Origin of the sequence: Sphingobacterium sp. Mn56C, assembly GCF_049319645.1 — a bacterium.
Taxonomy (GTDB): Bacteria; Bacteroidota; Bacteroidia; order Sphingobacteriales; family Sphingobacteriaceae; genus Sphingobacterium.
On the sequence record NZ_JBMOUC010000001.1, the window covers coordinates 126,561 to 139,694 of the forward strand.

The window sequence follows — 13,134 nt, forward strand, 5'->3', positions numbered from 1 at the left end:
AAATTTTGATTAATGAAAACAAAATATACATATATGTTGTTGCAGTGTCAAATTTTAAAATGATAGGCATAATTGTCTTTTAGCCTTGCATTAATTAAATATAATTTCTGCGTCATTATTATATTAAATAACGTATTTTTTTGTATACGCGATAATTTTTTGTAATTTTGCCTGGCAAATAGAAAACCCAGAACATATTTGCCATGCAATTAGATCCACAAAAATTCGTAGCGGAAGGACTTACATACGACGACGTATTATTAATTCCAGCATATTCAGAAATTCTACCTCGCGATGTAGATACCAGTACCTTTCTGACAAAAAAAATAAAACTTAATGTGCCTTTGGTTTCAGCCGCAATGGATACCGTAACAGAGGCGGATCTGGCGATTGCCATTGCACAGGCTGGGGGTATAGGTATGTTGCACAAAAACATGACTATAGCGCAGCAGGCAGCAGAAGTACGTAAAGTGAAGCGTTCAGAGAGTGGAATGATTCAGGATCCAGTAACGTTGTTGGAAAATGCTACGGTAGGCGATGCTTTCAAAATTATGAGCGAGCATAAGATCGGTGGTATTCCTGTCGTTGATGCGTCCAATAAATTAGTGGGTATAGTAACCAATAGAGACTTGCGTTTCCAGAAGGATATGACACGTCCTATTAATCAGTTAATGACCAAGGATAATTTGGTTGTAGCGCCCGAGGGAACAGATTTATTGAAAGCCGAAGAAATCCTTCAGAACCATAAAATCGAAAAATTGCCTGTCGTAAATGAGGCATACATTTTAAAAGGATTAATTACTTTTAAAGATATTCAAAAATATAGACACTATCCAAATGCTGCTAAAGATGAGTTAGGGCGCTTATTGGTAGGAGCTGCAGTGGGGGTTACTGCAGATACCATCGAGCGTGTGGACGCTTTGGTAAAAGCTGGGGTAGATGTGATAACGATTGATACGGCGCATGGACATTCCTTAGGCGTGATCAATAAGCTTAAAGAGGTGAAGGCAAGACATCCGGAATTACAAGTTATTGTGGGTAATATTGCTACCGGTGCTGCGGCAAGAGATTTAGCGGAGGCGGGTGCCGATGCAGTTAAAGTAGGAATTGGTCCGGGCTCTATTTGTACAACACGTATTATTGCGGGTGTTGGTGTTCCTCAATTATATGCGGTATACGAAGTTGCAAATGCCCTAAAAGGTACAGGTGTTCCTTTAATTGCAGATGGTGGTATTAAACAAACCGGCGATATTGCGAAGGCTATTGCTGCCGGTGCTGACACCATTATGGCGGGTTCTCTTTTTGCGGGTGTGGAAGAAGCGCCGGGAGAGACTATTCTATTGGAAGGCCGTAAATTTAAGTCTTACCGCGGTATGGGTTCCGTGGAGGCGATGGAAAAGGGATCTAAAGATCGGTATTTCCAGGATGTCGAAGACGATATTAAGAAACTTGTTCCCGAAGGTATTGTAGGTCGTGTACCTTATAAAGGTACCTTAGCCGAGGTTGTATATCAATATATCGGTGGGCTACGGGCTTCCATGGGCTACTGTGGTGCTGGAAGTATAAAACAATTGCAAAATGCACAGTTTGTGCGTATCACAGGGGCAGGGTTACGCGAATCGCACCCACATAATATTCAGATTACAAAAGAAGCACCGAACTACAACAGTAGAGGCTAGTTGCTAAGAATCGTATACAGCATCGCATAAATCAGGTTTTTGAAACCTGAAAATAGCGCAAAAAAAGGAAGGTGTCTACACAGGCTCCTTCCTTTTTTGCGCTATTTGGTTTTTATTATTTACCATTTTTTTAAATGCTATAGGGGTCGCTGTTGTATATTGTTCTTTTTTGTGCCATAAAAATATATTTTTTATAAAAAATATAGTGTTTTAATATGAAAATCGTATATTCGAAAGCTTTTAATAAGGCATTTTTTATACTTTAATACTACTTTAGACCGAACTATAATGAAATTAAGTCAAAAACAGGCACTCTTTGAGAACGAAGTACTGACGAGATTTGATCTTTTTAAAAGTCTTTTCTTAACGCTACCCTTTCAACGTGTAAAACATACCGGGACTATTTTGCCATTCTTTGCCACACATTGTGAAGAGGGGGTCAGTAAAAAGCAAACTCCGGAGGATATTATAGATAGCTTTTTCGATCAATATAAGCAATATGTGCAAGAGGAAGATCAGGTGGGCCTGTTGTTCCGTATTGTGCAATATATTGAAAGACAGGTGGTGCTATTCGATGCCATCGAAGATTCAGCGTTTAAATCCGTAGGAAAGGCCGACCAGACACAGGGGTTAAATTCTTTGTTTAAACTTGCCAATAGCGACGAGAACCTGAAAAAACAGATTGTCGAAAAGTTAAAAGATTTTTCAGTGCGTTTGGTTTTAACAGCGCATCCGACACAGTTTTATCCGGGCCCGGTTTTGGCAATTATAAACGATTTAATTGAAGCCATTAAAAGCAATGATATTTCCAATATCCATCTTTTGCTACAGCAGTTGGGTAAAACACCCTTTATTAAGAAACAAAAACCCACACCAGTAGACGAGGCGGTAAGCTTAGCCTGGTATTTGGAGAATGTATTTTATAAAGTAACCTCGAGCATACAATCGAAGATCGATGAGGAGTTGGAGGTTCCTGCAGAGGAGGTGAAGCAACTTATCGAGCTCGGATTCTGGCCTGGAGGCGACCGCGATGGGAACCCGAATGTGACAGTAGAAAGCACCAAGAAAGTGGCCGCTATGCTGCGCACCATTCTGTTCCGCTGTTATTACCGGGATTTCAGAAATGTAAAACGCCGCATAACTTTTAGTGGTATTGAAGGCTATTTAGAAGAGCTACAGCATTTATTATATAACAATAGTTTTAACCCGATAGAGAACCCTGTCGACGAGACAGCAAAAATTATTGAAAATTTAAAAGCTATTAAGGAGGTTATCAATACACAGCATAATGGTCTTTTTGTAGAACTTGTAGAAGACCTTATCCGTAAAGTAAATACCTTTGGTTGTTATTTTACTACCTTAGATATCCGCCAGGATAGCTCCATTTTACGTAAAACTACGGCATATCTTGTAACAAAATATGGCGCCGAATTAAACCTTAAACTTGAAGACATCAATGGAACGGAGGAGGCGAAGCAGAAAGCCTTTACCTTTACGGAAGCCGTATTGGATTTTGATGATCAGGCCGACCCTTTGGTGCAAGATACCATTGGTGTAATACGCTTACTGAAGGAAGTGCAAAAGTCGGGAAGCGAAAGAGCGGCGCAGCGTTTTATTATTTCCAATTGCCAGCAGGCGTCGGATATTTTGGGACTGAAGCAGCTATTCTTATGGGGCGGATGGAAAAAGGATGCCTTAACGATAGACTTTGTTCCTTTATTTGAGACGGTAGACGATCTATCAAGGGCAGCGACGGTAATGCGTACGCTGTATACAAATAAAGACTATGCCAAACACCTGAAGCGTAGGGGCAATAAACAGACGATTATGTTGGGTTTCTCCGATAGCACTAAGGATGGTGGATACCTAATGGCCAATTGGTCAATCTACCGCGCTAAGGTAGAGCTTACAGCATTAGCACGGGAGTTTGATGTAGACCTGGTATTCTTTGATGGCCGTGGCGGCCCGCCGGCACGTGGTGGCGGTAAAACACAGCGTTTCTATGCCTCCATGGGTAGCGAGATTGAAAACAAACATATTCAGTTAACGATTCAAGGGCAGACGATCAGTAGTCAGTATGGTTCGTTTGACTCAGCAAAGTATAATATTGAACAGCTATTGCATGCCGGATTAATGGCCGACGTGAAGCAAAAGATAGGGGATACCCTCACCGATAAGCAAAAGCAGATTATCGATGATATGGCGTCGGAGAGCCATGCTAAATTTTTGGCTTTGCGCAACCATCCTTTATTCTTGAAATACCTGGAGTCGGTGAGTCCGTTGAAGTCTTTGGCATCGATAAACATTAGTAGCCGTCCGGTAAAACGTAATAGCGATAAAGATCTGCGTTTAGAAGATCTACGTGCTATTTCTTTTGTGACCTCCTGGAGTCAGCTGAAACAGAATATTCCAGGCTTCTTCGGTGTAGGAACAGCCTTGCAATGGGCTGAAGAAAATAACCTCTGGTCTTATGTACGTAATCTGTATCAAAACTCCGGTTTCTTCAATACCTTAATTGATAACTGTATGATGTCGATGACCAAGTCAAACTTCAATATTACGGCCTACATGAAAGATGATGAGACCTTTGGGGAGTTCTGGACTATACTACACGATGAGTACGAAAAAACTAAGGCTTATCTTTTAAAATTAAGTGGTGCCGATGTTTTAATGCAGAACTATCCGGTAGAGCGTTCTTCCATTTTAGAACGTGAAAAAATTATTCTTCCCTTACTTATTATACAGCATTACGCTATACGAAAGCTAAAAAGTGCTGTGCTGCCGGCAGAGAAGGAAGATGTATACCGTAAACTAATCGGACGTACCTTATACGGAGTCGTGAATGCAGGAAGAAACCTGGCTTAATACTTATTCTCTAATTGTATGAGAATTATAGTATATATTTTATATTTTTGTAGCGGAAAAAAAGAACAGAGATGAAATTAAATACTTTATTTGTTGCAGCAGTTTGCGCAGCTACTTTGCTAAACTCTTGTGTTGATAAGACAGCTAAAGAAAATCAATTGAAATATACGCATACTTCATTGGTTGATGGAGATGCTTTCGCAGCAATTCATAAAATTGGTGAAGCAGCACAAACAGGTGTTCAGCTTGCGGATTTAACGCATGCATCAGCAGATGCTACGGCTAAAGATGCCGCTTCAAAAGTGAAAGCTTTTTATGAGCAAATTTTACCTGCGTTAGATTCTGTAGCTACAGCGTACCATGTAGACTTTCCGATTAAAGGTGTGCCTGCAGTAACAGAGGCCGCTCCACAACATGAATCTGCCAGCACAGATACGACAACAGCGGCGCACGATCATAGTGCACATGCCCATGCAGGAGCAGCAGCGCATGGTAGTTATGTACAACATGCACAGCACCAAATTGCTTTAGTGAAAGAACAACTATCCCGTTTAACTGTAAACACAAACCCTGATCTGCAGAAATTTGCTAAAGATCAACTACCAAAAGCGGCAGAATTGTATAAAGCTTTAGGAGGTAAAGAAGAAGCCCACGGTCATCATTAATTGATGGTTGTATAAAAATATATCCTTTACGAAAGGCTGCTCTTTTTGGGCAGCCTTTTCTTTTTTATGGCTGCAAGAGGGATGTTTATATTTTATACCTGTAAAACTTAATAAGTAACAATTAATTAACACGATTTTAATATTTAAGTATTATTATTGTCCTTGATTTATAAAATAATGTTTTACTAAAATTACTAAAATACTATTCCGTGAGATACGCCGCTATAGATATAGGTTCCAATGCAGTCCGTTTATTGATTGCTGATATCTTGGAAAGAGATGATGAAATTACCTACGTAAAAAATACGCTATTGCGTGTCCCTTTGCGTTTGGGTGATGATGCTTTTATCGATCAGCACATTTCTACGGGTAAGTTTCAGGATATGGTAAAAACAATAACGGCGTTCCGAAACCTGATGGACGTCTATAAGGTTAGCGACTATATGGCCTGCGCAACATCGGCCATGCGCGATTCAGACAATGGGGCTGATGTGGTGGCGGCCTGCGATAAGGCGGGTATAAAAATCGATATTATTGATGGTAGTATAGAGGCACAGATTATTTATAATTCTTTTTTAAGTAGCAAACTCGATAAGGCAAAGGTTTACTTGTATATCGATGTGGGTGGGGGCAGCACCGAGCTATCGCTATTCGCTAACGGTGAATTGATAGATTCTAAATCTTTTAACTTAGGAACAATCCGCATCCTGGACAATCAAGATAAACCCGAAACCTGGGATGAGTTGCGCCGTTGGGTTAAAGAGCGCACCAAAGGGTATAAAAATATCTACGGTATTGGCACGGGGGGGAATATTAATAAGCTATCGCGGTTGGCAAATACCAACGACGACAAACCGATGACCTATGCCAAGTTGAAAGCCATCTTTGAGCACCTGAACGCATTCTCCTTAAAAGATAGGATACATATACTAGGTCTTCGTTCAGATAGGGCTGATGTTATTATTCCCGCTTCGGAAATATTTTTGACCATCATGAAGGTCGGGCATTTGAAAAATATTGTAGCGCCACGATTGGGGCTTGCAGATGGGATAATTCAAACCCTTATAAACAAGAATTTTAAGAAATAAAGTTCAATTTTGCTTGTAGCTTTCGAAAAAAGCCATATTTTTGCCTTACCAAATACCTAGGTGGCGAAATTGGTAGACGCACCATCTTGAGGGGGTGGCGCTTGCAAAGGCGTGGCAGTTCGAATCTGCTCCTAGGTACAAAAAAATAAAAGCCTGAAAACATTGTTTTCAGGCTTTTATTTTTATAAGCTGCTTAAGCTTTCTTCCAAGATTTTTATTTTGGCTTCTGCATCGGCCTTTTTATTTTTCTCGTTGGCTACGATTTCAGGCTTTGCATTTTGTACAAAACGCTCGTTAGAAAGCTTTTTATCTACCGACACTAAAAACCCTTTCAGGTAATTAATTTCATTGGTTATACGTTCGCGTTCCGCTTCAACATCAATGTTGTCTGCAGCAAGTTTCACGTAACACTCACTCTTGCCGGCCAAGAAACTTAAAGCTCCCGTAATTTTCTCCTGTACAAAAGTAAGCTCCGAAATATTAGCCAGTTTAATAATGCTATCCTGATATTTTGTGAAGTCAATATCCGAGACATTAATCGCTAATGGCAGGGCCACCTTAGGGGATATACCCTTGTTGTTACGTACACTACGTACTTCCGAGATAATCTGCTGTACGGATGTAAACTCTTTGATAAGCTGCTCGTCGAAAGGTGCCTTTTCCGGAAATTGTGCCACAATAATACAATCTTTGGCGTCTCTTTCACCGAAGATATCATCGTGCCATAATTCCTCGGTTAAGAAAGGCATAAACGGATGCGCTAAAGTCAACACTTTTAAGAAAAGAGCTTTAACACGTTCCAGCGTTTCCTTTTCAATTGGGGTTTGGTAGGCAGGTTTTACAAGCTCCAAGTACCAAGCACAGAAATCATCCCAAATCAGTTTGTAGGTCGCCATTAAGGCATCCGACAGACGGTAGTTGGCAAAGTGCTCGTCAATTTCTGCTACGGCCTGGTTGAAGCGGTTTTCAAACCATGTCGCAGCAGTAATTTGTGCCTCCGTTGCAGGAGCATCCACCGTTTCCCATCCTTTTACCAATCGGAAGGCATTCCATATTTTGTTGGCGAAGTTACGTCCTTGCTCACAATAAGAAACATCAAACATTAAGTCGTTTCCTGCTGGCGAGGATAGCAGCATGCCTACACGTACCCCATCGGTACCATACTGATCCATAAGTTCAATAGGATCCGGTGAGTTACCCAACGATTTCGACATCTTACGGCCCAGCTTATCCCGTACAATTCCCGTCAGGTATACATTGCGGAAAGGAGGCTTTTGCGTATAGTCGTGCCCCATAATAATCATACGTGCCACCCAGAAGAATAAAATCTCCGGTGCCGTTACCAAATCATTTGTAGGGTAATAATAGTTAAACTCCGCGTTCTGTGGGTTACGTACCCCATCGAATACCGACATAGGCCATAATCCAGAAGAAAACCAAGTATCCAATACATCATCCTCCTGGCGTATTCCTGCTGTAGATTTTCCTGTTTTCTCTAATTCAGCAATGGCTTCAGCTTCGGTTTTTGCGACCACCCATTCGTTATTTTCATTATACCAGGCTGGAATACGCTGCCCCCACCATAACTGACGCGAAATACACCAGTCTTTCACATTGTCCATCCAGTGTTTGTAAGACGCGAAAAATTTCTCGGGAATCAATTTAATGGTTCCATTTTCCACGTACTCCAGAGCAGGTTTTGCTAACTGCTCCATTTTACAGAACCACTGCATAGAAAGTTTAGGCTCGATTACAGCATCCGTACGTTCCGAGAAACCAACTTGCGATTTATAATCTTCAATTTTTTCTATCTGCCCAACTTCTTCTAATAATTTAGCAATTTTTTTACGTGCAATAAAGCGGTCTTCACCAATTAGAATCTGTGCTTTATCATTTAAAGTACCATCATCGTTTAAGATATCGATAACCGGAAGATTATGCTTCTGTCCTAACTCGTAGTCGTTTAAATCGTGCGCCGGCGTAACCTTCAAACAGCCTGTACCAAACTCCATCTCTACATACTCATCCTGAATAATAGGGATCTCACGGTCTACCAATGGTATAAGCACGGTTTTACCTTTAAGGTGTGCGTAACGGGCGTCGTTCGGATTAACACAAATGGCAGAATCGGCCATAATCGTCTCCGGACGTGTCGTTGCTATAATAAGATGCTCGTCGCTCTCTTTAATTTTATAGCGTATATAGTACAACTTCTGGTTAACTTCTTTACGGATAACTTCTTCGTCGGAAAGGGCTGTTTTTCCTGTAGGATCCCAGTTTACCATACGAACGCCCCGGTAAATATATCCGTCTTTATAAAACTTTATAAAGGTATCTATTACCGCTTCAGAAAGATCAGGGTCCATGGTAAACTTCGTACGTTCCCAATCGCAGGAAGCACCCAGTTTTTCCAACTGCTTTAAAATTATTCCGCCGTATTTCTCTTTCCACTCCCAGGCATGTGTTAAGAAGTCTTCGCGTGTTAATGATTTTTTATCAATACCTTGCTCTTTCAGCAGGGCAACCACTTTAGCTTCTGTAGCAATAGATGCATGGTCGGTACCCGGTACCCAACAGGCATTTTTTCCTTGCATGCGTGCACGGCGGATTAACACATCCTGTATTGTATTGTTCAGCATATGCCCCATGTGCAATACCCCGGTGACGTTTGGCGGAGGCATGACTATCGTGTAAGGTTCACGTTCGTCGGGTGTAGATCGGAAAAAACCATTTTCCATCCAATACGAATACCACTTGTCTTCAGCTTCTTTCGGGTTGTAAGTTTTTGCTATGCTCATGTTCTATTATATGGCTTAAAAAAGAGTACAAAAATACGGATTTATGTGGTGAAATCCCATTTTATAAGTGCAAATAAAGTTTTAGTATATGCAAAGTGTTAAAAATATGTTAATGTTTATTTAATGGAAGTGTAAATTAGTGTAAATTTGGACGTTATTAATGAATGATATGGAGTATGTTGTAAATGAGTTAAAAGCCTTAACTCGCTATTTTTTCTTTTGGATTATCATCTGTTTTTTTGATCGTTTTCTTTTTATTGCTTCCTTTTTCAACAAAATTGGCTGGTCTAAATTTAGCGATATTTTCAACATTTATTTCCATGGTTTATCGTTAGATTTTTCTGCTGCCGCATATATTAGTGTAGTACCGTTTTTAGTCTATTCCATCCTATGTTTTTTTCCAAAACAGCGACCAAAACGCAGGCTTTTGGATGTTTATACTATAATCGTACTGCTGTTTTATATTGTTACCTCCTTTATTAATGTCAATATTTACCGGGAGTGGGGTGATAAAATTTCCAAACGCGCAATCGATGCTTTCTGGGCATCACCATCAGGTGCCGTAGCCTCGGCCGAGTCGACACCTATCGTTCTTCCTATAATAGGCATGATTGCCGGTATTATTGGTGGTTATTTCCTATACCGCTATATGTTTAAATCTGTTAGGTTTTATAACTATAAAAAAATAAGCGCCAATCTAATACAGCTTGTGGTTGGCGTATTGATACTTTTCACCTTTATACGTGGTGGTTATGGGCGTGCACCATTAAATCCGAGTAAGGCGTATTTTTCGGAAACAACATTTTACAATCATGCCGCCGTAAATACACAGTGGGCCCTGCTGAAGGATTATTTCAGAAAAAGCACCTTATTACGAAACCCCTATAACTACTATAGCAACGATGCCGAAATTGCGGAAGCTATAAAACCAGCCTTTACGGCTAATCCCGACTCCAGTGTGCAGGTATTGAAAACCCAAAAGCCTAACGTTGTTCTTATTCTATTGGAGAGTTTTGTCGCCCAGTTGGTAGAGTCCTTGGGAGGAGAAAAGGGCATTACCCCAAATATGGAAAAGCTGATCAAAGAAGGGATACTTTTTGATCAGATCTATGCTGCTTCCGACCGTTCCGATAAGGGCATGGTAGGGGTCATGAGCGGTTTTCCGGCGCAGGGCCCAGAGAGTATTATAAAGTACATATCGAAGCACGAAAATATGCCGGCCATAGGACAAGAGCTGGACAGTGCCGGTTACCACACCTCCTTTTATCATGGAGGTCAATCGGAGTTCTATAATTTTAAGTCCTATATGCTTACACATGGTATAGAACGTGTTGTAGATATGGCTAATTTTGGATTGAATGAAAAAAGATCCTCCTGGGGAGTGTATGACGATGTGGTGTTTAACCGGATGATTCAAGATTTAGCACAGGAAAAGCGCCCCTTCTTTTCCATGATCTTTACCCTTATCAATCACGAGCCGTTCGACTTAAAAGGGCACTATAAGTTTGGCAACGATAATAATGCCAATAAGTTTCGAAGTACAGCCTATTATACCGATTCTGTATTAAACGATTTTGTGGAGAAGGCAAAAAAACAAGATTGGTATGCCAATACCTTGTTTGTGGTTGTTGCCGATCATGGGCACCGTTTGCCTGCTGATAAATACGAGCTTTCTAATCCGCAGCGCTTTCATATTCCGTTGTTATTTTTCGGTGGAGCGCTGAAAGATGCCTATAAAGGTAAAATCTATAACCGTATTGGTAATCAAACCGATGTTGCAGCAACCTTATTGCATCAGCTGGGGCTTCCTACAGCGCGCTATACCTGGAGCCGTGATCTGCTGAATCCTACCACAGCACAGGTAGCCTTCTACAATTCTAAAGATGCTTTCGGTATTGTTACGCCACATCAGGCGGTGTCTTTCGATAATATAGGGAAATCCATAAATTATAAGTCGAATCCAAATTATCCCGTAGGGCAAATGGATAGTTTGATAAATATAGCAAAGGCCTATTATCAAGGTGTTTACAAAGATTTTTTAAAGTATTAAAATGAAAAATAAGGCCATTAAACTTAGAGGAGTAGGGAATACACTAGGGGCATTAGGTTTATATTTTGTTGGCTTGCTGCTGCTCTATGCGCTCTTACGCCTCGGTTTTTATGCGATTAATGTTTCCTTATTTCCGCAGGTAAGTGCCATGGATTTAGGCACTATGCTACTGGGCGGTATAAAATTTGATATTGTAGCCATATTGTATATAAATCTTTTATTTATAGTATTGTTATCCCTACCATGGCCACTCAAATACCACAGCCTTTATCAGAAGATTACGAAGGTAATTTTTGTTACCACCAATAGCATAGGTATAGGTTTAAATTTGGTAGACTATGCCTATTATCCCTTTACATTAAAGCGCACCACGGGAACCGTATTTGGGCAATTTTCGAACGAGCAGAACTTAGGCTCTTTATTTGTCGACTTTATGCTCGATTATTGGTACCTGCTTTTGCTGTTTATCGTCTTGATTTATGGGTTGAGTAAAACATATGACTTACTCAAGCTGGAGCGCCCAAGACGTATAGGTATTCCATTTTATGCGGTACAAACTGTAGGGCTGTTACTGGTTGCTTTCCTTTTTATTGGCGGTGTTCGTGGGGGATGGGCGCATAGTACGCGACCGATTACCTTGAGTAATGCCGGCGATTATGTTAAAGCACCGGAGGAGATGAACATCGTGCTAAACACACCCTTCAGCATGCTGAAAACGCTGAAGGCCGTACGTTTACAGGAAAAGAATTATTTTACTGCTGCAGATTTAGATAAACGTTATCCGGTGATTCATAGCCCGAAAGACTCCTTACCCTTTAAGAAGCTGAATGTGGTATTTTTAATCCTGGAAAGTTTTGCTAAAGAACATGTTGGGGCGCTGAACAAGGCGATAGACAACGGTAATTATAAAGGATATACCCCCTTCTTAGATTCTTTGATTCAGCACGCCTATACCTTTGAGCATTCCTATGCTAACGGCCGTAAGTCTATAGATGCACTGCCCTCCGTTATTTCTGGTATTCCATCCGTTGGAGAGCCATTTGTATTGTCTATATATTCGGGTAATAAGACCACCAGTATTGCTAAATTATTGGGCGATGAGGGGTATGAAACGGCCTTCTTCCATGGTGCGCCAAATGGGAGCATGGGCTTCTCGGCCTACACCCAACTGGCCGGCATAAAACATTACTACGGCAAGAATGAATATAACAACGATAAAGATTTCGATGGCATCTGGGGGATATGGGATGAGCCATTTATGCAGTTCATGGCCGAAAAAATCGACCATTTGCCGCAACCATTTTTCGCTAGTTTCTTCTCTTTATCTTCACACCACCCCTTTAAGGTTCCCGAAAAGTATGCCGGGAAGTTTCCGAAAGGCCCCCTTCCAGTACAGGAGCCGGTAGGGTATACCGACCATGCCTTACAGCAATTTTTTGCGCGTGCAGCCAAGTCCGACTGGTACGCCAATACATTATTTGTAATCTGTGCAGATCATGCTACCGTAAGCTACCTACCGGAATACCAAAATACACCCGGTTCGTTTGCTATACCCATTATATTTTATTATCCCGGAGGCAATTTAGTTGGGGTATCGGATAAATTGGTGCAGCAGATTGACATTATGCCCACCGTATTAAACTACCTACATTACCCAAAACCATATTTTGCCTTTGGTTTTGACGCATTCTCTAGCGCTACAAACAATTTTGTAGTCAATAATATTGGAGGCACCTATAACTTCTTCCAGGGCGACTACTATATGAGCAACGACGGCGTTAAAACTACCGCTATGTACAACCTAAAGCTAGACAGGTTATTAAAAAATAATCTGTTGGGTAAAGATAAGCCCATTCAGGATAGCTTGGAAGCGTCTTTACACGGCTTTATCCAGCGGTATAATGAGCGCATGATAAATAATAAATTAGTAGCACCATAAGCTAGTGCTACTTGATGGCCAACGATACAAGGGGTAGGGAAGTCTATTTT

The 13,134-nt window shown here is 40.9% G+C and carries 8 protein-coding genes and 1 tRNA gene; 7 read left to right on the plus strand and 2 right to left on the minus strand.

Annotated features, from left to right (window positions below):
• The first annotated feature begins 203 nt into the window (after window positions 1-203).
• The 5 genes from guaB to ACL9RF_RS00625 all read left to right on the plus strand — a co-directional run bounded on the left by guaB (window position 204) and on the right by ACL9RF_RS00625 (window position 6,435).
• Window positions 204-1,679, plus strand: coding sequence for an IMP dehydrogenase (gene guaB, locus ACL9RF_RS00605; protein ID WP_422798656.1), 1,476 nt, complete (start codon window positions 204-206; stop codon window positions 1,677-1,679).
• Between the two features lie 288 nt (window positions 1,680-1,967).
• Window positions 1,968-4,544: a phosphoenolpyruvate carboxylase gene (locus ACL9RF_RS00610; protein WP_422798657.1), complete on the plus strand. Its 2,577-nt coding sequence runs from the start codon at window positions 1,968-1,970 to the stop codon at window positions 4,542-4,544.
• Between the two features lie 71 nt (window positions 4,545-4,615).
• Window positions 4,616-5,209 (plus strand): hypothetical protein, encoded by a 594-nt coding sequence (locus ACL9RF_RS00615; protein WP_422798658.1) that lies wholly within the window; start codon window positions 4,616-4,618, stop codon window positions 5,207-5,209.
• Between the two features lie 209 nt (window positions 5,210-5,418).
• Window positions 5,419-6,297, plus strand: a complete 879-nt coding sequence (locus ACL9RF_RS00620; protein WP_422798659.1) for an exopolyphosphatase — start codon at window positions 5,419-5,421, stop codon at window positions 6,295-6,297.
• A gap of 54 nt (window positions 6,298-6,351) precedes the next feature.
• Window positions 6,352-6,435: transfer RNA gene (locus tag ACL9RF_RS00625), tRNA-Leu, on the plus strand.
• 44 nt (window positions 6,436-6,479) lie between these two features.
• Here the strand turns inward: ACL9RF_RS00625 and ACL9RF_RS00630 are convergent.
• Together ACL9RF_RS00630 and ACL9RF_RS00635 are read right to left on the minus strand one after the other, a co-directional pair.
• Window positions 6,480-9,095, minus strand: coding sequence for a valine--tRNA ligase (locus ACL9RF_RS00630; protein ID WP_422798660.1), 2,616 nt, complete (start codon window positions 9,093-9,095; stop codon window positions 6,480-6,482).
• A 199-nt stretch (window positions 9,096-9,294) separates the two neighbouring features.
• A complete protein-coding gene (locus ACL9RF_RS00635; protein ID WP_422798661.1) occupies window positions 9,295-9,417 on the minus strand; it encodes a hypothetical protein in 123 nt (40 codons plus the stop codon).
• Window positions 9,418-9,522: 105 nt separating this feature from the next.
• On the opposite strand from ACL9RF_RS00635, the gene ACL9RF_RS00640 reads away from it, so the two are divergent.
• Complete coding sequence (locus tag ACL9RF_RS00640) at window positions 9,523-11,145, plus strand: LTA synthase family protein (protein ID WP_422798662.1); 1,623 nt, start codon at window positions 9,523-9,525, stop codon at window positions 11,143-11,145.
• 1 nt (window position 11,146) lies between these two features.
• Window positions 11,147-13,084 carry an LTA synthase family protein gene (locus ACL9RF_RS00645; RefSeq protein ID WP_422798663.1) on the plus strand — a complete coding sequence of 646 codons (1,938 nt, stop codon included), beginning with the start codon at window positions 11,147-11,149 and terminating at the stop codon, window positions 13,082-13,084.
• The last annotated feature ends 50 nt before the right edge of the window (window positions 13,085-13,134 follow it).

Excerpts from the sequence above, each read along its gene's own strand:
- guaB (WP_422798656.1), top strand. The coding sequence starts at position 204 with ATGCAATTAGATCCACAAAAATTCGTAGCGGAAGGACTTACATACGAC.
- ACL9RF_RS00610 (WP_422798657.1), top strand. The coding sequence starts at position 1,968 with ATGAAATTAAGTCAAAAACAGGCACTCTTTGAGAACGAAGTACTGACG.
- ACL9RF_RS00615 (WP_422798658.1), top strand. The coding sequence starts at position 4,616 with ATGAAATTAAATACTTTATTTGTTGCAGCAGTTTGCGCAGCTACTTTG.
- ACL9RF_RS00630 (WP_422798660.1), bottom strand. The coding sequence starts at position 9,095 with ATGAGCATAGCAAAAACTTACAACCCGAAAGAAGCTGAAGACAAGTGG.
- ACL9RF_RS00635 (WP_422798661.1), bottom strand. The coding sequence starts at position 9,417 with ATGGAAATAAATGTTGAAAATATCGCTAAATTTAGACCAGCCAATTTT.
- ACL9RF_RS00645 (WP_422798663.1), top strand. The coding sequence starts at position 11,147 with ATGAAAAATAAGGCCATTAAACTTAGAGGAGTAGGGAATACACTAGGG.